Origin of the sequence: Paraflavitalea speifideaquila (assembly GCF_032395985.1) — a bacterium.
GTDB classification, from domain to species: Bacteria; Bacteroidota; Bacteroidia; order Chitinophagales; family Chitinophagaceae; genus Paraflavitalea; species Paraflavitalea speifideaquila.
The window spans coordinates 6,041,323-6,066,693 of the sequence record NZ_CP135920.1 but is presented as its reverse complement, the minus strand read 5'-3'; the positions used below and the strand labels follow the sequence as shown (position 1 = coordinate 6,066,693).

Here is a 25,371-nt window from a genome sequence, read left to right as displayed (position 1 = left end):
GACTGGGTAACTGTTACAAACCCATGTACAGTGACTATTCGGTTAGCTTGATTATTGTTTTTTTTAAGATGATAATGTTGCCCATTACCTGGTGCTGTAAGGGGGTATTGGATAACAAATCGTCCAATACCTTTTTCACGGTAACTAAATTTTGCTTGTAAGTGATGCGCTTCAGGCCTTTTATGTCGGCGCTTTTGTAGCTGAACTTAAATTTTGTAACCCATTCTATAGACTCTAATGCCTTTTGAAGGAAACATCGTTGAGTTCGATATTAATTGTGTCTTTATTGATGTCCTAGGCCTGGCTTTGTTTTGTTGTCAATTGGGCACAGGCTACCAATAACAGGATTGCTATGATCTGTTTCATAAGTTGTGTTCCCGAATTAGTTTATTCTATTGTGATAATGCCTTTATTTTTGTGATGCGGCATTCGAAGACGATTTGGATAACGTTCAGTGCTTTGTCGAGGCCGTCTTCTTCCCTGAGGGCTGCGTTGATCAATTGTTTTTTGAGGTCATTGTTTTTATTACAATGGAATCTTTATAGACCCTTTGCAGATCGGCCACCATATTTTCGAGGGTTTCCTCTTCATACCGTAGTTCACCCCGCTTCCAGCTACTCACTTTGTTGGTGTCTATTTTATGCTGGCGGATGATGGTATCGGCAATCACCTTTAGCTGATACCCTTTTTCGAGGGTGGCGAGTAATTTACTGCCCGCTTGTACCTGTACCTTGCCGCGTTGTACATCCACTTGTAGCTGGTGCTGACCAGGATAGGCTTTGATATCAAAAGCTGTTCCCAGCACGCTGGTGGTAAAGGCTCCCGAATGAACAAGGAAAGGAATTTGTTGGGCATGCTGTACATCAAACCAGGCTTCGCCAGCGAGTTCAACTGTGCGTTGCTTACCGGAAAAAGAAGCCGGGAACCGGAATGAAGAAGCTGCGTTGAGCCATACATGGCTACCATCAGACAGTATGACCTCATAATCACTACCCGGCGCCGTAGAGATCACATGGTAGTCGGTAGTTGCGTCATAGGATCCCATGGCTGCATAGACGATCTGCTTATCGTATTTGCTTACGGTAATATAGCCCTGGGTAGCAATAACACCATTGGCTACCTCATCCAGGAGTATCTGCGATCCATTGTTGAGGGTGAGTACGTTTTTGTCAACAGGCGCCAGGGCCAGGACAGGAGGCTGGAGCTTCCTATTGTGACTTGTGTGACTGCGGTTGAGAAAAAGTAAACACCTGCGGTTACCAACATGAGAACGGCTGCTGCAGCAGCCCAACGGTATATTGGCAAAAGCATACGTATAGGGGCGGTGGCGGGTCGCGCAACGGATTTATCAATGCGTACAATATGTTGCACCATTTTTTGCCAGTAGGCGGTATTGCCGGGCATGATGGGTGTTTGCTGCTGCATTAGGCCTGTCATTACGGTACTGAACAGTTCCTGGCCGGCATCGGACTTTATAAAAGCTGCCAGTTCCTGCTCTTCGGGAGGAGTGGCTTTACCTGCCTGGTATTGTTGCAATAAATAGGTTAACCGTTGTTTTTCCATTGATCTTCGCTTTTATCATGTGCCGGGCGCCTCTGCCTTAATAAGAAGCGCGAGCGGGCATTTAGGACTATCGGCGTCCAAAATTATTTTTCTCCGAAAAGGAATAGGAGAATGGACAGGGTAACACCAGCCTGGGCCAGGTATTCCCGTATAAATTTAAGAGCGGCCACCAGGGCATTCTTAACGGTATTGGGAGACAGTTGCAGGGCTTCTGCAATTTCCGGAATGGTTTTCCCCTGATCGCGGCTTAGCTGGTAGATCTTTTGCGCTGTGCCGGCAATTGATCCACGGCATCGACAATGAGCTGGTTCAGTTCTTTGAGGTCATACCATTCATGGGTGGCATGGGCAGTGGCTTCGGATTCTATTGGGAGGGGCTGTGAAAACTTATTGGTCAATACCATTTTGCGGGCATAGGTATAGCACTCGTTGGAGGCTACCTTAAATAACCAGCCGCCAGGATTATCTATCTGTTCCAATTTATCCCTGTTGAGCCAGAGCCTGATGAAGGTTTCCTGGATAATTTCCTGTGCGGCTGTTTCTGACCGGGTAAATTTCAGGATGAAAGGATGCAGACGGGGTAAGAAGAGATTGAATAAGCTTTCAAAGGCCTGTTCATCACCTGTGGTAATCATGTTGAATAATAATCTTTCGTCGGGAGGCAAGGTTGCCTGGTTGTCTTGATGGGCCAATGGGAGTTGTTTAACGTAGCTTGATCAATGATGCGAAGGTGATGGCAAATGGGCTATTCTGCAAAATCAAATTTCCGGGTAAGGGGTTTTAGTGCTTGTTTTTGCATAATGAGTATGGACAAAATATATTTGTGGCTCGTTTACAGGCAGCTCATAAAAAGCGCCTGTAGTGCAACAAATGTCCTTTTAAGAGGGGTAAATGGGGATGGAAGGGATTGGGGCTGGTGGGCAAGGTGAATGCAGGGTGTATTTATTTAACTAATATATTGTTGATAATTATTGTATTATAAGTTAATTTACTTTCTCTTATATCCGGTAAATGGGGAAAATAGGGTGTATGAATTGTTGAAGCAGGCGAATGAATTGCCGGAATTTCTTGCTCAACTTCCCGGGGTGGGCGCCGACTATTAGCTGCAACTCATATAGTAAAAAAATCCTTCTTAAATTGGGGCTTTTAGTCGATTGAACATGATAGTAACCTCGGTAATACTTTTCCGCAAAAATTGGTTTTTGACGAGTTTGTCGCTCCTGCTGTTTGTAACGGCTTTCCCGCAGTCATTGCAGGACGTTCATAACCGGTATCAACCGTTGATAAAAGGCGCCAAAGAAGATACCACGCTTGTCAGGAATCTGCTGAAGTATGGTAATGATCTCCTGGATTATAACAATGATACGGCTGTTATCATCTTGCAGCAGACTGCTATAGTAAGTAGCAAAATAAACGATGTCTATGGAATGGGCAAAAGCGCCTTCCTGATAGGAGGAGTGCATCAGGATAAAGGGGAATATGGAGTGGCCAGGGCCTGTTATGATACGGCAGTGAAATATTTTTCTTTACTAAGCAGTCAGTTAGACCTGGGCAAGGTTTTTTATAATACGGGCAACCTGTATTATTTCCAGGATCAGTATGATGAAGCTATTGGCTGGTATCTGAAAGGGGCGGCTGCTTTTGAAAAAGCAGCCGCCCCGGGTTTGCTGGCCAGGGCTTATGATGGCATAGGGAATACTTTACATAGTATGGATCAATATGAAAAAAGCCTGGGCTATTTTAAAATGGCGGAGGGAATTGCCAGGGAGAACAAGGATAGTGTAATGCTTACGCGCATACTTAATAATAAGAGTATTGCTTATCATTCCATGGGCAAAAAGAAAGAGAGTTTACAAATGAAACTGGCGGCTTTACCATTTGCGGACTCGCAGCATGACCTGATTTCGCAAAGCACGATCAGGTCTAATATAGCTGATGCGTATATTGACTTCAGGAAAATGGATTCGGCTGCATATTACCTGCGGGAGGCTGAAAGACTGGCACTCAAATCTGGCAGGCCTTATTACCTGATGCAGGTCTTTTTATGTTATTCCAAAATGTATAAGGGAACCAAGGATTATCGCAAAGCCAGGGATTATTTGCTGAAGAGTATAAAGATCGCTGAAGAATTAGGCAGTAAAGAAGGATTGTTTAAAGCTTATGGCAACCTGTTGCAGGTGTATTCGTCACTGGGGATGAATGAGGAAAGCATGGCGGCATTTCAACAATTCGTGTTGTACAATGATAGTATTGCCAATGAAGGTATGCTGGCGCAGGCTAATGAACTGGAGACAAAATACCGTACGGTTCAAAAGGATAAGGAAATAGCTGAAAAGCAACTGGCTATTGAGCACCAACGGTCGACCTTGAAGAAAAAGATATGGTAATCGTTTTTCGATCATTTCACTGATCACGCTGGTGATCATTGGTATGTTGATATGGCTTGGATTCAGGCAGAAACAAAAATTGCAGTGGTTGATGATCCGTAAAGAACATGAACTGCTGGCAGTGAAAGCGATGATGGAAGGAGAGGAGCGGGAGCGTACGCGTATTGCCCGCAATTTACATGATGGGGTAGGAAGTATATTGTCGGCAGCCAGGCTGAATATGGACTCTTTGGGGCACCAGGTGGGGCAGTTGCCGCTGATTCCCGCCTACCGGGAATCGCTTACGTTGCTGAAAGATGCTACGGCGGAGATCAGGGAAACGGCGCATAACCTATTGCCCGTAATACTGTATGAGCAGGGGCTACAGGAAGCGGTACGGACGTTTTGTATGAAATTCACCAGCAACCATCAACTGGGCATCGACTTTCAATCTTATGGATCGCCGGTCCGGTTCAATCACCATTTTGAATTGATGGTGTATAGAACGATCCAGGAGCTCATCAATAATGTGATCAAACATGCAGAAGCTACGCGGGTACTTGTGCAACTGGTATTTAATGCGGACATGATCAGCATTACGGTGGAAGATAATGGAAAGGGGTTTGAATCTGCTGATACCGGTCGGGCCATGGGGTTGGGGATTACGAGCCTTCACGCACGAATGAAAGCTTTCCAGGGAAAGGTGGATATAGATTCTTCTCCGGGCGGCACTTCGATCCATATTGAATTCAAGACGGATCCACTGCTGTATGTGGCCTAATGCAGTCAGGGAGCCTGCTAATTGTCCAGACCCTGGAACTTGAAAGGTGCACTGGTTCTGAACATTCCTGCTGCATTGCCGGCATAGGTTTCTCCATTGGATATGCCCAGCTTTTTAACAGATGCCGTTGCTGAAAAATCAACATCCTTAAAGTTGATCCAGAAGGTATTGGGGGTAAGTACAGTTTCAAAATAATAGACGAGGTTCTTATGATCTGCTACTGACCGCCACCGCGTAGAGGAAATATTGGGCTGTCCTGGCGTGGTGATGCCATAGGGAACAGAACAGTTCCTGATCACGCTGAACACACTGGCAATGGCAACATGTGTATTATCGGTTTTAGGTATTGCTTCTGTGTAAAAGGCTGCTCTTACAAATCGATCAGCTGCGCGGTTGGTGCCCGGCAACATAACAGTGCCGCCTATTTCGTGCCAGTATTCATTTAAGGCCAGTTGTTTTTCATAAGCCGGCGAATTGGTCATAACCAGGTAGCTCTGGTGGTGGTGGATGATCAACCTGCCTTTTATGTACTCAAAAATGGCATTGTCGCCCGATGCATCCGAAACAGAAAGATGGAGATTTGCCATTCGATCCTGGCCAGGCACTTTATCGGTTACCACTGTGTATGTTTCTTTGGAAAGCTCCTGAACCACTTCGTTTACAGTGGCAAAATTGTCCAATACATATTGTGTCCAGGCTGAAACAGACAAGCCTGGTTTCCTACCATCATAAAAGGGTATTCCGATTCGGCCAGCCACAATAAATTGGCTACCAGCCCTTTTTCATTCATGCCATCGGTAGTAGAGATATCGTAACCCGAAGCTACTACGCTGCCGTATTTGGCCTTCCATTGTAAGGAATTGGGGCCCGCTACGCCGTTTCGGGTTATACCCCTGGGAAAGATCCATAGATTGGTAAGGATATCTTCTTTCCAGTCCATTGACCGGGCGGTGAGGATAATATTGTTGAGTCCTTTGTACATAACCCGCGTACAGGCAAAACTCATGTAGAGGGCGCTGCCCAACTGTATTACAACTGTCAATAAAGCGGCTTTGAAAGTAGTCATACTGTGATCTTTTAAGTTAACAGATGCCTACGGTAGAAGGGAGGTGAGGCGGAATAACTGGTAATATAGATTAATTATGCCATGTAGGTTGTTTTTGTTAAGCCTGACTATATAAAAAGGGGTGTCTCACAAAATAAGACACCCCTTTTAGGGCTTGATTGCCAGTTTATGGAAATGTGTTGGTTAAAACCGATAAGAAAAGCTGGCCACAAAGTTGCGAGGACGCTGGGGGGTTTACAGACCAGTAGCCGATATAATATACCTCGTTGGTGAGGTTGTTAACATTGCAGCCAATGGAGAATTTTTCGGCATTGTAGGAAATACCTGCATTGATCAGGGTATAGCTGGGCAGGAAGAAATCGCCTGTGGTGGTATTGTTGATCACTTTATACTGACTGGCATAGTTACCACCCACCCCGATGCCGAAATTCTTCAGCTTTCCGGATTGGAATTTATAATTAGCCCAGAGGTTGGCGAGGTTAGGAGGGCCCTGGCCGCCGGGTGCACTGCCTACTTCGGCATAAAAATCATTCTTGTTACCTGCTTTTACTTTGATGTCGTTATAGCTGTATCCGGCAATGATGCTTAAACCGGCCATGGGGAAAGCGCGCAGGTCCAGTTCAACGCCCTTGCTTTCTACCTTACCGCCTTGCTTGTAATCGTTCCTGTTTAATGGATCAACCGTTACGCGGTCACTTACTTTAATATTGTAGAAGGACAGGGTGGCGCTTAGTTTATTGGCAAATAAGTTGGTTTTAACACCAAATTCCAGTTGATCGGCATGTTCGGGCCGGAATGACCTGGTGCCTTTGCTATTGCCGAGGGTATCGGCTATGGGCAAGGGGCCACATTGATGAAGGCATTCATATAATTGACAAAGAGTGATACCTTGTCGGGTACGGGTTGGTATACGATGCCAAATTTGGGAGATAGGGAGGTCTGGTCATATTTACCCTGCCTGGTACTCTTTTCTCCCTTATTATCAAAATAATCTGCTCTCAGGCTCACCATGGCCATCAGGCGGCGGGAGATATTCAGTACATCGGAGGCATAAGCGCTGTAGGTATAATTGCTGATGTTGCTGTTGGTCTCCCCGCTTTTGGCTATGAGTTGGTCAACAGAAGGCTTGGTAAGGTAAACGGGATCGTGGGCGTTGCCTGTTTCATTATCTAAATAATTTACCTCGCCCTGTGGTGTTACATTCCTGGCCCAGGCCCAACCGGAACCATTGTTGATCACATTGCGGCTAAAATAATCGAGACCTACCAATACGCGGTTGCGCATGCCGCCTATGCGGAAGTCGCCATTAAAGTTTTGTTGGATGTCGGTGGTAATGGTGGTTTGATTTTCATTGTGAAAATACTGGCTGAAATATTTATCTCCTGCTACATCGTCCCATACAGAGGGATCATCCCATATATAGGTATAGTATCCGTTCGATTTAACGGTTCCTCTTGAAAAAACAGTTTGTGAGGTCCACCTGTCGGATAGTTTGTAGATCATTTGTCCCTGGAAATTATACCGGGGATTTTTGATGGTGATGTCGTTGCTGGTAAAGGATAGTGAATTGTTGAGGTTAAGCTCCTTTATGTTTTTAAAGGTAAGCGGGCTTTCGCGGTCGGAATGGAAAAATACGGGAGCTACAGCTCTTTCTTCTTCCAGTATCCCGGCCATGAAATGGAAGGATAGTTTGTCGTCTACCTCATATACGAGTGAGGGGCTATGAAGAATGATTTTTTGAATCCTGCATCCTGGAAGCTGTTCTCTGAATGATAGGCTGCATTTACGCGCAGGGCGATCTTATCTTTTTTGCTGAGGGGGTATTGATATCGGCGGTAATCCTGTTGAGGCCAAAACTGCCAAAATTATAGGCAATCTCTCCGCCTGTAGTGAAGTAGGGTTTCTTGGTAATGGTATTGATGATACCGCCATAGCTATAGAAGCTACCGCCAAACAGGGTGCCTGAAGGGCCTTTGATGACCTCAATTTCTTCTATATTGGCGGGATCGAGGTTGCCGCTGGTAATGCCTGGCAGTCCATTGTACATGGTGGGCTGGGCATCAAAGCCTCTTAAAGCAAAATAGGAAGCGCCATCGCCTGCCCGGCCGGTTGACTCCCAGGTTCTGCTGATGCCGGGTATATTGCGCATGGCATCATCAAAGTTGGTAATCCCCTGCTGCTTGAAGGTTTCGGCCGAAACAGTACTGTATACCTGGGGATTCTCCAGGTTCTTCAGCGGCATTTTGGCTACGAAACGGTTGGCTCTATTCAGGTTCTTAGAAGAAACAACTACTTCTTCCAATTGGGTAGCATTTTGGTTGAGCACAAAATCGATGACCACAGTTTGGTTGGGAGCAATAGTTACCTTCTTTACTTCAGTGGTAATGGAAACTGCATAGGCCTTGACCTTCCAATTGCCCGGCTTTACGCTGGGAATTATATAGGTGCCGTTTTCGTCGCTGATGCCTGACCAGGGACTGTGTTCCACCTTTACAGTAACATAGGGGCGGGTTTTCCGTCGTTGGTGGTGATAGTGCCCTTAATAACGCCATTATTTCCATTGTAGGGCTGCCCCAACAGGGTAAGAGAGGATAAAGGGTACTAAGAATAAGCAGTAGCTTTGCCATTGGTAAACTTTGAGATTAGGTGTGATTAAGGCGCAAGGTGTTTCATAGGCTTAAAAACCCTGTTCCGCAATCAGGAAAAAAATATGCGTAACCGGGAAAAAGTTGGCTCATGTATTCCTTTGAGGCGGGCGCTGACGGGTTGGAAAAGATTGGGGGAAATTGGGCTATCGGGTAGCAATGGGCTGATTATTGCTCCTGTATTTTTAGTAATATCGTATTAATAAGCAAATAACATGAAAGGTATTTCAGCGGCTTTAATTTTGTTGTTTTCGGCCTGCTACGCTAGTGGGCAAACTACTGCACAAGGATATTATGTAACACAAGCCAATGATACGATTGCTGCCCAAATTAAGATCAAGAAAGGGATATTGGGTCAACAGAATAATGATCTCAATGAAAAAGTTGAAGTAATGGATAGTATAAAGGGGATCATAAAATACCTGCCAGAAGATATTAATGCCTATGGGTTTTTGTATAAGGGCCACAAGTATGTCTTTGTATCGAAACCTATCAAAAATGGGTCGAGAAGATTTCTGGCTGCCTTTTACATTGGTACTAAATCGAGTCTTTACTATTACGGTTTCCATAACACCGAAGGAACTTTTGGTTCCAAACAGGTATTTTATACATTTGAAAGGCCGGGTAATACTTACCTGTTTTTAAAGAATACGGTGAACAAGCAGTTTAAAAGCCAGGTAAAGGAATTCTATAAAGATAGCCCTGCTGTGATGGAAATAATTGACTCAAAACTTAGATATTGGCTGGACCTGGATAAGGACCTTGTTGAAATACTGCAAAAGGCTAACCTGGAGTGATTCCAGTTCATCTGTATAAATTCCATTGAATTGTTGGAGAAGATGGAGGACCAGCCTTATAATTTTATCTCAAACTTTTTCGGCGGGGCCATTTCCCAATCCATTTTTCTTTTCACGAGCCAAAGCTCTTTCATCTCGGCAGCAGGGACGGTAAATTGTGGGTAGAACTCTTCATTGTCGCTAATGGCAATAAAGTTGGCTGTATCCTTTTGTATAAGCGTTTTACCAGTATATCGTTTTCCAGCACGATCACGTAGATGTAGAAATTGGCAATTTGCATCCATTGGTCCTGTTCTATCTTTTCGCATACGAGGTGATAGCCTTCTTTATAGGTAGGCTGCATGCTATCGCCTTTTACTTCAAACACTCTATAGTTTTCTCCGCGATAAGGAAATCCAGGTAAGGTAAACATGCTCAGTTCCTGTAGATAGACGGGATCATTGTAATTACGTGCGTAGCCTGCCTGTGCGGCAATGGGTACAAAGAAGATACCCTGGTTATCCAGATCGTCCCCAATCTTTTTGTTTCTCCTGGTTACAAAATAAGGTATTGGTTTTTCCGTTAACGAATCCACAACTGGAGGGGCTCCTTCATAAAAACTATCATAAAACTTTTTAATAAAAGCCTCACTGGGATCAGCTTGTCTGGAAAGGTACCGGCTCACATTGCCTTTGCTTTCCCCGGTTGCTTTTGAAAGAGCAGCGACTGGAAACCTCAAGCTAAGTGACTCGAAATCTTTGTAAAAGGCCTCTATTTGTAGCTTTGTGAGCATTTGCAACAATGTTGTAATGAAGGAATTTAAAATACTAAACCGGGTATAATGATAGTTGTATAAAAGTTGTATATTTGAGTGGTAAGGATACAACAAATATAATACAAAGGATTGACATATAAAAACTATCTCATACTCTAGCGGCAGCCTCAAAAGAATCCGTCACTTAATAAAAACCAATAAATATGACAATGGAACTCGAAAGAATTCTTAGAACAGAGGGTACTCCTTCCGGGGAAAGCTTGGTGAAGCAACTAACAGTGCACCTTCGATCGGAAATGTACTTTTATCCAAAACATTTATTACGGGTGGCACTTTCAACCAATGGATCAAAAGCTTTACATTACTACCTCGATTGACTGTGAGATCTTGTTGAACATCCGACTTGCCAATGGGTTCCTGAATGCCAGTAACCAGGATCTAAAGGGGGTAACCAATTTACACCTGAACCTAAAGGGAGGGGTAATGCAGACGTTGGACCTGGATACGATGTTGTTATACAACCAGGTTATACAGTTTCTCTTCATTGCCTACAGGAACGGATCGTCGGGCCCCATTACCATTACTGTTTCCTACAGCAGTTATGAGTTATTTATGAACCGGAATATGTATGCTCCTAAGGCTATTAAGATCCTGGGTGATAGTATATCGGCAGGGGCCAATTCTTCTTCCACCAATGCAAAGCCTTATGGCTCCTGGTTTTCTCAAGTGGTTTTCAACCATTATGGCGCTACAAAGGATGTAAAAGGTATCAATAAAGCGGTAGGTGGTGTTACTGCTGAAGGAATGGACCGGGCTTCTATTACCGGATGGAGTTACTGCGACAATGCTGATGTTGTGCTGGTGGCGCTGGGCACCAATCCGGATACGTCGGATACTGTGTTTACGAGTAGTATTGAAAATATTCTCAACCGGGAGAAAGTGTACCATCCCAATGCCTGGTTTATAGTTTGTGCCCCCATTGTGAAAGACAATTCAGGAGAAGCGCAAATGGTAGTTTACCGGACGATCCTGCAGAATATCGTTTCCACACGCAGCGATCCCAAGACGCTTTACTTACCTTTTGAGAACCTGGGTATCCTTCCGGGGTTATACCGACAGATGTTCACCCGAACCAGGCCGGTCATGACAGCATGTATAATTATGCCAAGCAATTCCTGATTACCAACAATGTGACGATCTAAAGAAATCCGAACAAGGTAACCCCGGAGCAAGTACATCTTGCGAGGTTTAAAAATAATGTGTAAGGATGGCGAAGGTAAACCTTATAGCGATGGGAACACAGCTGCTGGACTTTATTTCTCCATGCTTACACATTATTTTCAATCATGAGGTACTTGGTCAGAGGGGTATCCATCACCTTAGTTACGAATGAAGGTATCATGATGACGGCCTTGCCTGTTACCCGGTCGATTGTTACAGGGCACTTCGCAAAAAGGGAGATTTGAGTGACGAACGTGCGTTGCAGTTGAAACCCTTCAACTGCATTGGGCCGCCCTTGGTAACCGTACGTTCCCACCTTTTACTGACCCTATCAGCAGAGCGTGCGCGCTTAAGGACGGTCAACAGCCTTGCCTGTAGGTTGACGTCCTTTGCATACGCGGTGAGGTCGCAAAACAGGTTGCGCGCGATGCTGGCGACTTTACCTGCTCTTCCAAATTCAGCCATGTTATCCCGTGTACGCCCGAAACCAGGATCGTTCCTAATCCTGCCTGCAGTTATACCTTTGGTTCTTCATTTTCCATTTTGCTGTTTTTTGTGTGTTAAGTAATAGAATGCATTGGCCGGTCCAACTGATAAAATCTTTATATAGCCGGAAAAGGCCATGCACCCAATCGTGCCCACTTCGCCCGGTATGGCTGTTTTTTTGCGGGGGTATTGCCTGGGTATTGCCTAAGTATTGCCTGGGTATTGCCTTGGCGGGGTAGTATTCCTCTGGGATTCCCTGGGGATCCGGATAGAGTAGGCAGGCAATCCGGCTACCAGTTTCATACAATACAGGTACCATTACGCTACCATCCCGTCCAGCTATGTTGAGTGTGTTTGTCATATACATCAATTTTGATGACACAAAGCTGCGGCATTTGCCTGGGCCGATTTACCCATATCGTACCCAGTGGGTAGAAGTTTATTTTTGCAACAGGGCATAAAAAAACACCCTAACAGCGCGTTTTTAGCTAAACCATGACCGGATATCCAATTACGTAAGTGAATTACCGGACATAAACAATCCAGTGGGTGGATTTTATTTTTGTCACAGGAACTGTAGCATACATGGAGCACCCTAAATCAGCAGGCTAACCGAAATTGATTATCATAGCCTATGATAGGGATTTGCCTTCCTCTTAGTACGAGTCAATGGTTTTTGTGGACTTCTGGTAGTCACTTTTCTTACGCAATTGGAAGGAATTGTGACCACTAAATTTTGCCTGCCGGGACATATGAAAGTATGGGCCGACCATTCAAGGTCAGCCCAACGTTTCATTTTTCATGATAAGGTTCCGGTGAAGAGTTGACCGGATGTAATCCATTATTCTAATGTTTTTCTGCTTGCTTACCTGGGCAGCCAGTTGAGCGGCGCGATAAGCATTAACGATGCCACCGGAACTGCAAAGCTCACCAAAATCGATTTTGGGTTCTCCCTGTATTGATCCGCCCGGAGCCAATACCTGAACTCCTTTACGGGACACTACACTCTTCTTCAGGATATCGATCATTTGTTCGGTTGTAAGGTCAGGGAAATAAGTCCACAGTAAGGCTGCAATACCGGATACCACAGGCGTAGCCATACTTGTACCGCTTTGGGATAAATATTTGTTGCCGGGAATAGTGGAATAGATATCACTACCGGGAGCAAAACATCTACGGACTTCTTTCCATAATTACTGAAAGAAGACGGCTGCCCCTGCCAGGTGGAAGCCCCTACCTCTATTACATTCTTAACAGCCCGCTTTTGGGCAATTTTCTTATATGGATAATGGATATGTGTGTCCACATCTCTTGAATCATTGCCGGCTGCATGAACCAGCAATACGCCTTTCTTTTCCGCATAGCGATAAGCCGCATACACCAGTTCAGGATGTGGTGTCAGGTATTTTCCAAAACTCATGTTGATAACTTTGGCGCCATTTTCCACGGCATACATAATACCGGCTGCCACATTCTTGTCTGTTTCATCTTCGAAGTAAGCAAGGATACGAACAAACATCAGCTCAGCATCGGCAATGCCATCCATACCGATCCCGTTATTCCGTTCTGCTCCAATGGTGCCGCCCACATGCGTACCATGATCTGCGCTCCTGGCTAAGAGATTGGGATTTCCATAATAGCGCTTTTTCAGATCGGTCTGATGTGGATCGATGACAGCAAGACTATCCACATACTTTTGATTTGACAGGCAAACTTCCTCGAATTCCTGGCGGGCCTCTTTTACCCAGTTCCCTTTTGAGCAACAATGGAATCCCACTTTGAAACCGGCAGACCACGCAATTTGTTTCCGAAGAAATAGAATGCGTTCTTTGCAACCTTATCATCTTTATCGGATGGACTGATCTTAAAGCTTGCTCTAAAAGTGAATTCTTCTTCCGGATTGGTACACTTCTCTTTCAACTGCCTGGTAAAACCTGGTACATATTTCAAATAAAGTTCTGTTTCAGCAACCTTATGAAATGTACTGGCAAGGCCCGGTTTGGTCATTACTACATCTTTGAAATAGCGATACTCTTTCAACTCTTTTTTTGAGAATTGTGTAGTATTGGTATCCAGGTACCGCCCTTTCAATCTTATAAATTCACGGTTCGATTCCAGTATTCCTCTTTGTTGTTGTTTCCCATCCGGGTAACCAACAAAGTTCCAGCCATGAATATCATCTACATAACCGTTATGATCATTGTCGATATGATCACCTGGGATCTCCCTTTATTAACCCATAATTTGTTTTTAAGATCCTCATGATCCACATCACCGCCGGCATCCACAATGGCTACCACTACTTTTTGCCTGGGCGTGAACTGTTTCAGGAATTCGTATGCCTTATTGATGGAGGAACCCCAAACGGAATCCTGCTCCAGGTCTAGCTGTTCCCAGCCAGCGGGGCTTTCCACTGCGTTTTATTCTGCGAATAAGCAAAGCCAGACACAAGAAAAGACAATAGGGTCAAATGAACTCGTTTCATTATTCTATTTTGGATGAGTGTTAATAAGCTGATACCTTTTCTATTTATTCTTTAGCACCTTATTGATCTGAAGGGCCAATGCCTGGTAATGCAGCTTATCATCACCGGTAGCAGTGCTTGCTTTTGCAGTTGCCAGCTTCTGGATCTTCAGTGCAATATCCAGCAGGTACAACTTACCATTGTCAATTGCCGTTGTGGTTACTTCTTTTTGAAAACCCGGGTTGTCTCCGAATTGCTCCAACAACATCTTTGTGGTGAATGTCCCTTCGCCTTCTTTATTTTCGATTTTCCTGATCTGTTCCGCATATTTTTTTACAAATCCTGTAGGGTCAAGATCATAAGCAACAATTTCATCGAGGATGGTGCAAACGCCTGATCATTCAGTCCAAAGAGCCCGGTGGATTTCTTTTCTTCAAAAGGCTCAAGCGCCATATCGGCCACAAAATTTTGCAGACTGATATCACTGGCGTTCAATTTACGCCCTGCAATTGTGCCTTCGAATGCACCTGTATACAGGTCATTGAGGTATTCTCCGATCCCGTAAGGATTATCTGAAATATGGGATGATAACAAAACATTTTTTGTCAATTTTTTGAGCTCGCCAAGCAATTTTCCTCTCAACAATACAGCTGGATCGAGGCCAGGTGACAGTTTTTTTCTCAGTTCAGCATTGTTCAACCAGTTTGCCTGGCGATATTGATTCAGCGTCCATTTCAGCGCATTTTTTTGCAGCTCTTTTGGAACGGACTGGTGCAGCTTACCGGCAGTGCCATCTTTTACCTCGTTCAGGTAGATGCCTCCCACATTGTACATGACGTTACGGATATAACGGTAATATTGATTCATGATCTCATCATATATCCCCTGACGGTAGCTGTGATCGGGATCATCCTTCACCCAGTTGTTGAGGTTGGAGAGAATATACTTCAGGTTCTGAATACCGTATTCACTGGCCTTTACAGGATCATTACCGAGATCCTCCTCTATGGAGCTGGGATCATAACGGGAAAGGATTTGTTGCTTTCCATAGCGGTAGATGGGGTTGCCGGCTTTGGCATCCACCCAGCTTTCGAGCGTTGCCTGTTCATCCCATTCTGTTTTGGTTCCGGGCACTGGTTGATAATTCCATTTTACCAGGAAATAATCATACTCGCCCAGTTGAGGAGGTGTAAGTTTAACCTGCTTGTCCTGCGGCTGTGCCACATAATTGAAACGCGCATAATCCATGATAGACGGGGTGGTGCCATATTGCTGTGTGAAAGTCGCCGATCTCAGGGAGTCTACCGGGAATGCATTGGAAGAAGCCATATTGTGCATGAAGCCAAGACAGTGCCCTACTTCATGACCCACCACATATTCGATCGACTCATTGAAAAGCTCATCAGTCAATTTTCCATTGCGGATACTTTCATCCAGTTGCGCCGTCTGCACATAACGCCATTTATTCAGCAAACGCACCACATCATTGTATACGAGTACAGTGGCAGAAATGATCTCGCCGGTTGTGGGATCAACCCAGGAAGGTCCCATGGCATTCTCCGTGGAAGAAGGCAGGTAACGGATACAGGAGTATTTGAGATTGTCCGGATCGAAGCTGGGATCGTTTACAGGAAAATCCTTCACCTGAACGGCGTCTTTGAAACCAATCGCTTCAAAGGCAGTGTTCCAGTGAAGAACAGACTTCCTGATGGGCTCTTTCCATTTGCCGGGGAAAGCATTGTCTACATAGAAGAGGATCGGTTTTACGGGCGTCACTTTCTCTCCCCGTGCGTAGGCTTCAGGGTTAGAAGGCTCCAGGCGCCAGCGGTTGGCCAAAGCATATTTGAAACTACCATCCTTTTGCTGTGAAAACTGCAATTTCTCGGTAGGGAATATACCCACGCGTGCATCTGCGATGCGTGGCGTCATTTTGTCCTCGGGTAGCAAGAGGAAAGACCTTGTCACTTTTGCAGAAACGGGGTATTTGTCTAAAAGTGTGAAGAACAACACTTTGATAGACATTTCATAAGACAAAGTTGATGTGATGGAAAAATTATCGTCAAATGTTTTGATAGCCCCCAGGGCGGAGTTGTCTCTTTTGAATTCTCCGGTCAGAAATCCCGCGCGTGAGAAAAAACTGAAGGCCCTGAAGTCAGACAGGAACAGATTGGTAAAATCCACCACAATAGCGCTGCTGTCTTTATTCCAGGCTTCGATCTTGCTTTTGGCAATTACAGATGTACCAAAGTTCTTACTGATAGCCTCTTTTCCTCCATCACTGTTATCATCCGATGTTACTCTTACATTCAACTGCTGTAAAAAAGCAATCGAATCTTCCACCACAAATTTCACGTGTATGGGTGGGTTCGCTTTATAACCTACCACGCCAAAACTATTGTCGGACACCTCACTAAGGGTGGAAGCTATCAGCATTTCCCGGTTGAGGTATTTCGCCGGAATTTCGAAATACACTTTTTCCTTCACCTTGTAAAGGGTTACAAAATTGCTTGCTGCTTTTTGTGCTCCTTTCAACAGCTTCTCATAATCAGATTCCCTTACATAGGGTTTTGCGGGAGCAGCATTTGTTACAGGGGCGCGCTTTTTTTCTTACCGAACAACTGAGCTGAAGCATTTGTGTAAAATAATATACACAATAATGCCCCGAAGAATGCAAATAGATTCTTTTTCATACACTTTACTGTTTAAATCGCCTTATTTAAGGAATTACTTTATACGGGTTGGGCTATGGCCTCCAGGTCCAAACCATAATTGTCTTTAAAATAATTGATCATGGCAGTTCTTGCCTGGTGAATTTTGGGATAGGTGGCTTTAGGGTAGAGCGATTGGAGCTCTGCTGCTGTATAGCGCATGCACAGAAATACATACCCTTTGAAATTATAGGCAGGCGTCAGGTATTTGATAGTGGCTCCAATTGGCAGATAGGTAGAAAATGCATAGCCGGTTGCATCCAGGTCTCCCAGGAATCCCCGGTACCTGAAAAATGTTCCCCTTCGAAGGAGTATTGCTTGATCTCTGTTACATAATCGAAGAGAGAATGGAATGCAGGCGCATCATTTATCTTTTTCCTGTCGTAAGCAATTTTGATTGCATGGGCCAATATCTTCACCCTCGTTTCTTTCAATTTTGCGGCAGGCACCGGTGGTGCGCTTTGCGCTTCAGTGAACAGGGCGTTCACCCAAAAATCCACACCACCGGGGTATACTGTGTTATATACTTTACTGGTTCCTGAAGGATAGTAATAGTTGTACACCAGATACAGGTAGGGAGGAAATATATCTTTTGCATATTCAGGTTTCAGGAAACTGAATACTTTGTCTTTCAGGAAATTTATTTGATAGGTTGCCTGCTCATCATTGAGTGGCTTTCCACTATAGATCTGGGTGGAGCCCTGCCAGGCTCGGTTCAGATGGGTTGAGTCGAAGCCCGTATAAATAAAACGAATGCCGAATTGATCGAAGACTTCTTTTGCTGCGGCATCATAGGCATGGTTCCCCTGCGGGAATTCATAACGCGTGCCGAATGGAGAATCTTCTCTCGGAACAATTGCCGCTTCTTTGGAACAGGAAGCCAGTACCAGCATTCCCGCTATTGATATATATAGAAAGATCTGTTTCATTTTTCAGTATTTCTGTTTTGGTAATACTAATTATCTCTTTTAGGCGCCAGTTTATTTTGTTGGAGCGCCCTGTTCCTATTCATCACTTCTTCGGGTATGGGAAGCGTGTAAGCAGGGTCTTTTTCTTTGAGGGTATAGGTATTGAGCGGGTTGGCAGCATTGAGCCCAACGCGCCAGCTATGGGTAATGCCGGGCATTCCATAACGGCGAAGGTCGAACCAGCGATGTGCTTCATAGCATAATTCCATGCGGCGTTCTTCCCGCACCAGCTGAACAAGGGCCTCTCCGGTTAGGCCGGATACGGGCATATAGTTTCCCGGTTTGAAACGTTTGATACGAAGCGCATTCAACGCATCGGTAGCCACTGTGGCGCCTACTTCAGCCGACATGGCCCCGGCTTCGGCAAGATTCAGGTAAGCTTCCGAAATACGGAATGCACGCGAGAATACTTCTCCCATTAAAAGGTTTGAATTGGTGAGGTAAGGCACTCCTTTTCCATACGCGAGGAATACATTGTCATTATCCTGATCCCTGTTGATATACCATTCCTTTCTGAGATCGCCTGTTTCAAAACTGTTCACCAATGCAGGTGATGCAAGAAAATAACGCTCGGTCTTATAGGCCGAAGTGAGGAAAGTGTTGCTGTATACCCAGGGTGTGATATCCTGTGAATTGAAGCCAAAGAGCCAGATCACTTCCGGAGATTTGAAAGAAGTGAAAGGATGATAAAGCCTCCTGGAGCCAGCAGGCGCCAATTGCAGGGTATTGAGATCAAGCAATTTGAAGCGATTGTCCCTGATCACCTGTTGCGCATAGCTGGCCGCCTCTTTCCAGTTTTCCATATACAGGTAAACCCTCGACAGCAACAGTTGCACCATCGGCAGGCTGGTGCGAAAATCAGGCGCAAACTGTGAAGACTCCGGCAATTGCAGGTAATAACTTTCTGCTTCCTTCAGGTCTTTCACAACCTGGTCATATACTTCTTTAACGGTATTCCTGGGTATCTCTTCATATTCGATCTTGCTCGACAGCTTCAAAGGTACACCCGGAGATTGTGGGTTATAGTTATAGGGCTCTCCGAAAAGATTCACCAGATGAAAAAAGTAAAAGCCTCTCAAAGCATAAGCCTGTGCCTTTATTTTATCTTTTTCCAATTTCGTTCCTTCTACAATATCTACATAATCCAGCGCTGCATTGGTACCCAGTATCAGTTTATAGGTAAGGTCCCAGAGGTTCTTATACTTTCCGTATCCGCCATTGTCGCGCATCTGCGTATGCATTTCCGCCTGCCAGGTAAACGTATGAAAAAGTGCATTGTAGAAACTGGCATCGCTGACAATGGCAGCCGTACCGGTAGTGAGGGCGATATCATCGTCCAGTACCTGAAGCCCCGCAGTGATCTCACCACAGTCCACCTGATTGCGCGGATACCCGTTGCCCAGCAGCATGCTGTTGATAGCGCTGGCGTCTTTGGGTACAAAATATTGCTGGGATTGCGGCTCAAGGAATTTCTTGCAGCCCGCGGTGGAACCCAATGTGAACAACAGTATGATAAGTTTCGATTTCGTATTCATTGCAGATACCATTAAAAGTTAACATTTAAGCCAAGTGTGTAAGTGCGCGGCATTACCTGGTTGCCGGGCAGCTCAGGATCGAACCCGTTGAGCCGGCTGCTGGCAATCACAAATGGATTGGCCACACTGGCATTCAGATTTAGTTTGGTTGCACCTATTCTCTTACAGAATTTCTCGTCGAATTCCCAGGCAAGCGATAGTTGACGGCAACGCAGGAAAGATGCATCGATCACTCGCATATCGGATCTCGCCCACATATCCAGCCAGGAGTACCTTATGAGGTTGGGCAACTCGTACCGGTAATCCGTTCCGCGGATCATGGCTGGGATATTCGTAAAGGCTTCATCGCCCGGTTTTTCCAACGGTCCAGCAATTCCCTGTCAAAATTCACTTCTGGGGCCGGCATTCTTCCATCGCTGGAGAAACCGGAATAAGGTGATGACAGTCGTTTTTGGCTCCAAACAAAGCGGCAAACTGGCTCGTGAACAATAAATTCTTATACCTGAAATTGATATTGAGACCGCCGGTAAAATTTGGCGTCGTTTCGCCTGAATACACCAGGAAACTGAGCGGATCAACAAAAGTGCTTTTCTGATCAGCAGGCATATCTATATTGTTGAAGAGCGGCCTTCCGTCCACACCACTCAAACCTGCATAGGAAAAGGACCAGAATCCTGAAACCGGATAACCTTCGCGTAAGATCTTGCTGCTGCTACCCTGCAGAAATTCATACATCGTGGTCTCTCTTACAGCCTTTCCAACCTTATTGAAGTTCCTGGACGAATTGACGCGGACCATCAGGTAGAGGTCTTTCTTGTTGATCGGCAGCCACTCGATAGCAATTTCAGCGCCACGGTTGTTGATACGTCCACCGTTGATGTCCATGGTATTGAGGCCTAATCCATATTCATACGGAAGGTTCTGCGGCAGGATCACGTTCGATTTCTTGGAATAATAATCGAATACGATATTCACTCCTTTGAAGAGACCCATATCGAAACCGATATTCCAGTCGGTGGTTTTCTCCCACGACAGGTTGAAGTTCGGCAACTGATAAATCCTGTTCAGGAAATCGTAATAGGTATTGTCGAGTGCGCCGAGGCGGAGTATCAATTCATTGCTCCTGTTGGTGAGCGCATTCCCCTGATGCCATAAGATCCGCGCAGGCGCATCATATCCACAAAAGGTAATTTGTTTTCAATCCAGGGCTCCTTCGAAATATCCCAGGATAATCCGAATGAATAGTTGGGATCGAATCGTTTGGTTACATCCTGCCCGAAGCGGTTGGACATATCGTTCCGGATATTCGCATTCAATACATAGCGGTTCTTGTAAGAATAGGCAAATGTTGCAAAGTAGGAAGCGAAATTGGTCAGGTTCCTGTTCTTGCTCCAGGATGGATTCAGGTCTGAATACAGGGCATCGAACACCCCCAGTCCGGTGGATAAGTACCGGTGATCGGCACTAAATTTCTGAGCGGTGTGGGTTTTGCCAGCAGGTTTCCATTTTCAGGCATATACCCCCAAACGGTGTTGGCAATGGTAGTTTCTTCATTGGACCTGATCTCCTGCCCTACCATCGCATTGATGCGATGTACCCTGTTGAACTCTTTCGTTAACTGCAGGAGATTGGTGATATTACTGGTTGTTTGCTTTGCATTATTGGTATACAACTGACCGCCGTATGGAAGGATCGCAGATTTGAACTCGGCAGTTCCCGGCGCAAATTCGCTGTAATCATAGCCACGGTAAGTCCTGGCGATATAATTGGTCCTGGCGCCTGAATAACTTTCGCCGGTCAGGTTGGATGCAGATAATCCTCCTCTCAATTGATAAGTAAGCCAGGGGTCAGCTTCCATTGAAAATCGATGGCGGCATTGATCTGTGTATTCTTTGCAGAAGTGCCGCTGTTATTCCTTTCATTCACTAAATTAAAGCCATATGCTTCGCGATTTGTATTCAGCGCATACGAAGCCCTTGTATTGTAGAAAAGCAGGGAGCCATCGTCTTCATAGGCAGGTATGGCGCGGCTGGTGGTCAGTGCATAGTTCAACGGGTTTACCAATGGGGCAAAACTGTTGGTTTGGGTCATCGTTCCGTTGAGGTAGGTATTCAGCGTGATCTTGTCTGTCAAACGGGAGTTGATCACCAGGTTGGCAGTATACCGTTTATTATCATTTCCTGTTTCCTGTCCTTGTACATTATTGTATCCAAGTGAAAAACGGTAACTGTTTCTGAATGTACCACCGGATACGCTCACGTTATGGGTTTGAGAAACGGCATTGCGGGCAAGGATGTCCAACCAGTCTGTGTTGCTGCTTTCCAGTTTTCCCCTTTGTGCCAGATAGGTTTCCAGTGAAATGTTTCCTTCGAGATACATCCTGTGAATGCCTTCGAATGTATTCATTTGCTTCAGTGGCAGGAAAGTATAAGGAGTACCCCAGTTGAGCGCTTCTTCAGAGGTGAGGATCCGCTCCTGCGAATTCATCATGTTGAACCGGTTGTAACCAGGTCGGCCGGTCATGGAAACATAGCCGTTATAATTGATCGAAGTTCTGTCCCTGGCAATCTTTTTTGTTGTGATAACGATTACACCATTGGATGCTTTCGATCCATAGATGGCAGTGGCCGACGCATCTTTCAGAACAGTGATCGATTCAATGTCCAGCGGATTCAACCAGGATACCTGGTTGCCGATAATATTTCTCAGCTCGCTCATCAGCGAAGCATTCCCTTCGAGTTTCAGGGGATCTGGCTGTATAATGCCATCCACTACCCAAAGCGGCGATTTATTGCCCAGGAAGGTGGATGTTCCGCGTATTTCCACAGCAGGTGTGTTACCGGCCCTGCTTCCTGAATTGGTGACCATCACACCTGCCATCTGCCCCTGCAACATTTCATCGATGGTGGTTGAAGCGGGGTTGAATATGTCCTTTGCTTTCACAGTTGCCGAGGAGCCAACCATATCTCTCTTGTTCATGGTCTGGTAACCGGTAACTACATATTCTTCAATCGATGAGCCCACTATTTCCATCTCAACATTGATGATGGTGGCCTTACCTACTTTAACCTGGTGCTTCTTATAACCCACGTAAGAGAACAACAGTATCTCGCCCTGCACGGCTTCGATCCTGTAAGTTCCATCTGCGGAGGTGACCGTTCCTTTTTTTGTAGTAAGGTTGACAACGGAAACAATGGAAAGCGGAACACCGGCGGAGGTAATTACCTTTCCCGTGATCAGCATCACTGCTGTTTCCGGCTCTGCAGCATTTCCTGGCGGCGGCAAAGGCGTTTTGCTTTCGATCAGCGTGATAGTACGGCCCTGAATGATAAAGTCGATACCGCTCCCTTTCAGTGCCAGTTTCAAAGCATCAGCCAGTGGCATGTCTTTCACCGAAATGCTGACCTGGCCAACTTTATCCAGTTCCTGTTGGCCGGCAATGATGCTGTACCCGGTTTGAGTTTGATGGCTTTCAGCACCTCGATGATCTTCGAGTTCTTTGCCGAGAGACTCACTGTTTGCCCCTCAGACCTTGCAGCCACCTGCATACAAAGGACAAGCATAAAGAAAGAAATCAATCTCATAACTTTTACAATTTGGCTGGACGGATACGAAAAACATCGTATCCTTTGAAAAACACGACAGATTGCATAAATTCGCAATTAGTTTTAGGTATAACAATAAAGGTCTGAAGGCTTTTATCTTGCTTTGCCTGAGATCCAGCCCCTGTTCACAGCAAGGGGCTTTTTCACAAAGCAGGTTTATTCATCGGATGATCAATTTTTTATCTTCTATAAGGAATTGAAGGCCACTGTTTTCCAACGATTTCAATACTTCGCGGAGTGGAAGTTTACGATCCACGATCATAAAGAACCGGCGGCCTTTCAGTTCATCATTACTTTGGTAAACTACCTCTACATCATACCACCTCGAAAACTCTTTCATGATGTTTTCCAGTTTTTCATTTTCGAAATAGAACTTTCCACTTTTCCAGGCCATCACGCTGTTGATGTCTGCATGCTGCTTTAACTGGATCTTACCCGATGCTGTAACAGCTTGTTGTCCCGGAGAGAGCAACTGTGTATTTTGATTATCGGGTTTATCATTGAGCAGTGCAGCTACTTTTACTTTGCCTTCAAGCAATGTAGTTGCAACGGTGCTTTCGTCAGGATAGGCGTTTATATTGAAATGCGTACCGAGCACCACCACTTCGCTTTTTCCGTTTGCAATCACTTTGAATGGAGCCTCGCTCCTCGACACTTCAAAGTAGGCTTCACCGGTAAGCGTTACAATGCGCTCATTTCCGGCAAACGCAACCGGGTACCTCAACGAGGAAGCTGCGTTCAGCCACACTTTAGTGCCATCGGCCAGGGAAACATCGTAAGTGGCGCCCCTGGGAGTTGAAATGGTATTAAACAGGTTGGCATTATTACTACCCCTGTACGCCAGTTGTCCATTTTTATAGGAAAGATTTACCTCCCCCTGATTGGGTAATACGGCAAGCCCATTACTGTCCAGGTTAACGCGGGAGCCGTCTGCCAGCGTCAATTGGGCTGAGTTGGAAGCAGGCGGGCGATCATACTGAACAGGATTTTCCGCCACCTGGGAAGAAGGTATTTTATTCGTTTGGTACAAGAGTATTCCTGCCACCAGGATAACCAGTATCGATGCAGCGGCGATCCATCTTGTGCTCCTTAAACGCGTAAATGGAACAGTTGCAGCTGTTCTCCTGCGAATAACTTCCAGCGTTTGAGTGCTTATCTGTTCTTTTTATCAGCGGAGTAGGAATCGGTAATATTGGGCTGCCTATCTGCATAAGCATCGTATTCGTTCAAAATGTTGCTCCACTTCCCTGGCATTACCCTTGAGAAAGCGGCGGATCATTCTTTTAAGATCGTTTCTGAGGTGGTCAACTGGTCTCACAGTTTGCTTCTTTTTCCCCTATGTGACCATTTTCTCAAAAACTCCCAAAAAAAAATTAATAATTATTTTTGCTGGTACCAGTTGGCAGGAATATTTAGCAGGGATTCAGACGCCCGGAATGATGGTGATGGCCACCAATAACTTCTTTCTAAGCGCTTTGGAAGAAGTCCCGATCTGATTCTGTACTGTTTTCTGTGAAATATTGAGCCGCTCTGCAATTTCCTTTGTAGACAGGTTTTCCCGGAAGTATAACAAGAATATTTCTTTTCTTTTGGGAGGAAGGGTATTTAGCCAGGCAGTTGCCAGGTCCTGCAATTCCTTTTCTACCACGGCATTGTCTGCTCCCAAGGCTGTAGTCACCAGCGCATCAAATGCTTCATAATAGGGAACATCCGTTTTTTCCTGGACAACAATTTATAGAGCTTATAGCGGATAGCGCTGTTCAGGTAGGCGGGAAAATTATCGATGGAGAGTTTCGCCCTGCGATCCCAGATGTCTATAAACAGCTCCTGGACCATATCCTGGCATTGATCTTCATCTTTTAGGCGTTTATACGCAACATTATATGCCAACTCCCAATAACGATTCCAAAGTTCTTCAAAAGCTTTGTGGTTGTTGTTGGTCATTTGGGCGAGCAGTTCCTGATCGTTGTATGATGAGAAAGGAGACAAATAAAATCCGGCCTGTTAGTTCTACTGTAACAGCCTGTCAAAGAAATCGAAATATTTCCTTTCAGCAAAAGTAAAAGCCCCTGGCATTTCCCCGGGGCTCTTGATCCCGAGCGGGGACCGGAAAGAATGTATCCAATGCCTTTTGCAGTTTCCTTCCTGCTCTTCCCTGATCCTTTCAATCCAATATCCCTTCTTTCACAAGGCTTGCCGGTACAACAAAAGCCGGTAAGTTCGATATGTGCGGAAAAGCTCATTATCGATGAAAGAGATCCGCGGATACGCGTGCTGGGCGGGGCCTGCCTGTGCGGACGAACCTTTTCAAATGCGAATTGGGGAAATTAGTTGGAATAGCGCATAATTTACTATTTATCAAGTACTTGTACATTGAAGGGGCCAATATAGTAATATATATTATATATTACTA

At 45.2% G+C, this 25,371-nt stretch carries 33 protein-coding genes and 1 pseudogene; 4 read left to right on the top strand and 30 right to left on the bottom strand.

Translation table 11 applies throughout. The features are described from left to right. Positions 1–34: 34 nt before the first annotated feature. The 4 genes from RS881_RS60675 to RS881_RS41650 all read right to left on the bottom strand — a co-directional run bounded on the left by RS881_RS60675 (position 35) and on the right by RS881_RS41650 (position 2,254). Positions 35–166: a hypothetical protein gene (locus tag RS881_RS60675; protein WP_350340305.1), complete on the bottom strand. Its 132-nt coding sequence runs from the start codon at positions 164–166 to the stop codon at positions 35–37. 330 nt (positions 167–496) lie between these two features. After that, positions 497–1,291 (bottom strand): FecR family protein, encoded by a 795-nt coding sequence (locus tag RS881_RS41655; protein ID WP_315816185.1) that lies wholly within the window; start codon positions 1,289–1,291, stop codon positions 497–499. A 355-nt stretch (positions 1,292–1,646) separates the two neighbouring features. Next, complete coding sequence (locus RS881_RS60670) at positions 1,647–1,781, bottom strand: hypothetical protein (protein ID WP_350340304.1); 135 nt, start codon at positions 1,779–1,781, stop codon at positions 1,647–1,649. A 29-nt stretch (positions 1,782–1,810) separates the two neighbouring features. Continuing rightward, on the bottom strand, positions 1,811–2,254 hold the full coding sequence (locus RS881_RS41650) for an RNA polymerase sigma factor (RefSeq protein ID WP_315816184.1): 444 nt from the start codon (positions 2,252–2,254) through the stop codon (positions 1,811–1,813). 519 nt (positions 2,255–2,773) lie between these two features. Between RS881_RS41650 and RS881_RS41645 the strand changes: the two genes are divergently transcribed. Both RS881_RS41645 and RS881_RS41640 read left to right on the top strand, forming a co-directional pair. Continuing rightward, positions 2,774–3,949, top strand: coding sequence for a tetratricopeptide repeat protein (locus RS881_RS41645; protein ID WP_315816183.1), 1,176 nt, complete (start codon positions 2,774–2,776; stop codon positions 3,947–3,949). Between the two features lie 91 nt (positions 3,950–4,040). Continuing rightward, the gene (locus tag RS881_RS41640) at positions 4,041–4,709 is read left to right on the top strand and encodes a sensor histidine kinase (protein WP_315824776.1); all 669 of its coding nucleotides are present in this window, start codon (positions 4,041–4,043) and stop codon (positions 4,707–4,709) included. A gap of 17 nt (positions 4,710–4,726) precedes the next feature. Here the strand turns inward: RS881_RS41640 and bsh are convergent, their stop codons facing one another. The 5 genes from bsh to RS881_RS41615 form a co-directional block, all read right to left on the bottom strand. After that, complete coding sequence (bsh, locus tag RS881_RS41635) at positions 4,727–5,419, bottom strand: bile salt hydrolase (RefSeq protein WP_315816182.1); 693 nt, start codon at positions 5,417–5,419, stop codon at positions 4,727–4,729. Then, on the bottom strand, positions 5,368–5,775 hold the full coding sequence (locus tag RS881_RS41630; protein WP_315816181.1) for a linear amide C-N hydrolase: 408 nt from the start codon (positions 5,773–5,775) through the stop codon (positions 5,368–5,370). The genes bsh and RS881_RS41630 overlap by 52 nt, the downstream gene beginning before the upstream one ends. 166 nt (positions 5,776–5,941) lie before the next feature. Continuing rightward, entirely contained in the window at positions 5,942–6,616 is a 675-nt protein-coding gene (locus tag RS881_RS41625) for a TonB-dependent siderophore receptor (protein WP_315816180.1), read from the bottom strand. Continuing rightward, positions 6,607–7,449 (bottom strand): TonB-dependent receptor domain-containing protein, encoded by an 843-nt coding sequence (locus RS881_RS41620; protein ID WP_315816179.1) that lies wholly within the window; start codon positions 7,447–7,449, stop codon positions 6,607–6,609. The genes RS881_RS41625 and RS881_RS41620 overlap by 10 nt, the downstream gene beginning before the upstream one ends. 109 nt (positions 7,450–7,558) lie before the next feature. Next, positions 7,559–8,263, bottom strand: a complete 705-nt coding sequence (locus tag RS881_RS41615) for a TonB-dependent receptor plug domain-containing protein (protein ID WP_315816178.1) — start codon at positions 8,261–8,263, stop codon at positions 7,559–7,561. Between the two features lie 372 nt (positions 8,264–8,635). On the opposite strand from RS881_RS41615, the gene RS881_RS41610 reads away from it, so the two are divergent. After that, positions 8,636–9,217 carry a hypothetical protein gene (locus tag RS881_RS41610; protein WP_315816177.1) on the top strand — a complete coding sequence of 194 codons (582 nt, stop codon included), beginning with the start codon at positions 8,636–8,638 and terminating at the stop codon, positions 9,215–9,217. Between the two features lie 130 nt (positions 9,218–9,347). Here RS881_RS41610 and RS881_RS41605 read toward each other — a convergent pair whose 3' ends face one another. Beyond that, the gene (locus RS881_RS41605) at positions 9,348–9,989 is read right to left on the bottom strand and encodes a S24 family peptidase (protein WP_315816176.1); all 642 of its coding nucleotides are present in this window, start codon (positions 9,987–9,989) and stop codon (positions 9,348–9,350) included. Between the two features lie 324 nt (positions 9,990–10,313). On the opposite strand from RS881_RS41605, the gene RS881_RS41600 reads away from it, so the two are divergent. Beyond that, positions 10,314–11,150 carry an SGNH/GDSL hydrolase family protein gene (locus RS881_RS41600; RefSeq protein WP_315816175.1) on the top strand — a complete coding sequence of 279 codons (837 nt, stop codon included), beginning with the start codon at positions 10,314–10,316 and terminating at the stop codon, positions 11,148–11,150. Positions 11,151–11,691: 541 nt separating this feature from the next. Here RS881_RS41600 and RS881_RS41595 read toward each other — a convergent pair. From RS881_RS41595 to RS881_RS41500, 20 genes and pseudogenes are all read right to left on the bottom strand, one after another. After that, on the bottom strand, positions 11,692–12,039 hold the full coding sequence (locus RS881_RS41595; RefSeq protein ID WP_315816174.1) for a hypothetical protein: 348 nt from the start codon (positions 12,037–12,039) through the stop codon (positions 11,692–11,694). 418 nt (positions 12,040–12,457) lie between these two features. Further along, positions 12,458–12,778 (bottom strand): S8 family serine peptidase, encoded by a 321-nt coding sequence (locus RS881_RS41590; RefSeq protein WP_350340002.1) that lies wholly within the window; start codon positions 12,776–12,778, stop codon positions 12,458–12,460. Next, a complete protein-coding gene (locus RS881_RS41585) occupies positions 12,703–13,368 on the bottom strand; it encodes a S8 family serine peptidase (RefSeq protein ID WP_315816172.1) in 666 nt (221 codons plus the stop codon). The genes RS881_RS41590 and RS881_RS41585 overlap by 76 nt, the downstream gene beginning before the upstream one ends. A gap of 50 nt (positions 13,369–13,418) precedes the next feature. Further along, positions 13,419–13,769, bottom strand: a complete 351-nt coding sequence (locus RS881_RS41580) for a hypothetical protein (protein ID WP_315816171.1) — start codon at positions 13,767–13,769, stop codon at positions 13,419–13,421. A gap of 89 nt (positions 13,770–13,858) precedes the next feature. Beyond that, entirely contained in the window at positions 13,859–14,092 is a 234-nt protein-coding gene (locus RS881_RS41575) for a hypothetical protein (protein WP_315816170.1), read from the bottom strand. Positions 14,093–14,203: 111 nt separating this feature from the next. Further along, positions 14,204–14,404, bottom strand: coding sequence for a hypothetical protein (locus RS881_RS41570; RefSeq protein WP_315816169.1), 201 nt, complete (start codon positions 14,402–14,404; stop codon positions 14,204–14,206). A gap of 71 nt (positions 14,405–14,475) precedes the next feature. Continuing rightward, positions 14,476–16,575, bottom strand: a complete 2,100-nt coding sequence (locus RS881_RS60665) for a zinc-dependent metalloprotease (RefSeq protein WP_350340303.1) — start codon at positions 16,573–16,575, stop codon at positions 14,476–14,478. Further along, positions 16,558–16,680: pseudogene (locus RS881_RS60660) on the bottom strand (DUF5118 domain-containing protein); the annotation flags it as partial. The pseudogene RS881_RS60660 and the gene RS881_RS60665, both read right to left, overlap by 18 nt. A gap of 191 nt (positions 16,681–16,871) precedes the next feature. Next, positions 16,872–17,012, bottom strand: a complete 141-nt coding sequence (locus RS881_RS41555; RefSeq protein ID WP_315816168.1) for a hypothetical protein — start codon at positions 17,010–17,012, stop codon at positions 16,872–16,874. A 38-nt stretch (positions 17,013–17,050) separates the two neighbouring features. Beyond that, complete coding sequence (locus RS881_RS41550; protein ID WP_315816167.1) at positions 17,051–17,779, bottom strand: hypothetical protein; 729 nt, start codon at positions 17,777–17,779, stop codon at positions 17,051–17,053. Positions 17,780–17,805: 26 nt separating this feature from the next. Further along, positions 17,806–19,323, bottom strand: a complete 1,518-nt coding sequence (locus RS881_RS41545; protein ID WP_315816166.1) for a RagB/SusD family nutrient uptake outer membrane protein — start codon at positions 19,321–19,323, stop codon at positions 17,806–17,808. 41 nt (positions 19,324–19,364) lie between these two features. Beyond that, positions 19,365–19,715, bottom strand: coding sequence for a hypothetical protein (locus RS881_RS41540; RefSeq protein ID WP_315816165.1), 351 nt, complete (start codon positions 19,713–19,715; stop codon positions 19,365–19,367). A 25-nt stretch (positions 19,716–19,740) separates the two neighbouring features. After that, positions 19,741–20,466 (bottom strand): TonB-dependent receptor, encoded by a 726-nt coding sequence (locus RS881_RS41535; protein ID WP_315816164.1) that lies wholly within the window; start codon positions 20,464–20,466, stop codon positions 19,741–19,743. Next, positions 20,463–20,783, bottom strand: coding sequence for a TonB-dependent receptor (locus tag RS881_RS41530; protein WP_315816163.1), 321 nt, complete (start codon positions 20,781–20,783; stop codon positions 20,463–20,465). The genes RS881_RS41535 and RS881_RS41530 overlap by 4 nt, the downstream gene beginning before the upstream one ends. Then, entirely contained in the window at positions 20,756–21,211 is a 456-nt protein-coding gene (locus RS881_RS41525) for a hypothetical protein (protein WP_315816162.1), read from the bottom strand. Before RS881_RS41525 ends, RS881_RS41530 begins: the two co-directional genes overlap by 28 nt. After that, a complete protein-coding gene (locus RS881_RS41520) occupies positions 21,178–22,746 on the bottom strand; it encodes a SusC/RagA family TonB-linked outer membrane protein (RefSeq protein WP_315816161.1) in 1,569 nt (522 codons plus the stop codon). Before RS881_RS41520 ends, RS881_RS41525 begins: the two co-directional genes overlap by 34 nt. Next, positions 22,743–22,937: a hypothetical protein gene (locus tag RS881_RS41515; RefSeq protein WP_315816160.1), complete on the bottom strand. Its 195-nt coding sequence runs from the start codon at positions 22,935–22,937 to the stop codon at positions 22,743–22,745. The genes RS881_RS41520 and RS881_RS41515 overlap by 4 nt, the downstream gene beginning before the upstream one ends. Before the next feature lie 181 nt (positions 22,938–23,118). Continuing rightward, entirely contained in the window at positions 23,119–24,003 is an 885-nt protein-coding gene (locus RS881_RS41510; protein ID WP_315816159.1) for a FecR family protein, read from the bottom strand. Between the two features lie 378 nt (positions 24,004–24,381). Then, positions 24,382–24,636, bottom strand: coding sequence for a sigma-70 family RNA polymerase sigma factor (locus RS881_RS41505; RefSeq protein WP_315816158.1), 255 nt, complete (start codon positions 24,634–24,636; stop codon positions 24,382–24,384). After that, positions 24,633–24,947, bottom strand: a complete 315-nt coding sequence (locus tag RS881_RS41500; RefSeq protein ID WP_315816157.1) for an RNA polymerase sigma factor — start codon at positions 24,945–24,947, stop codon at positions 24,633–24,635. Before RS881_RS41500 ends, RS881_RS41505 begins: the two co-directional genes overlap by 4 nt. Between the last annotated feature and the right edge of the window lie 424 nt (positions 24,948–25,371).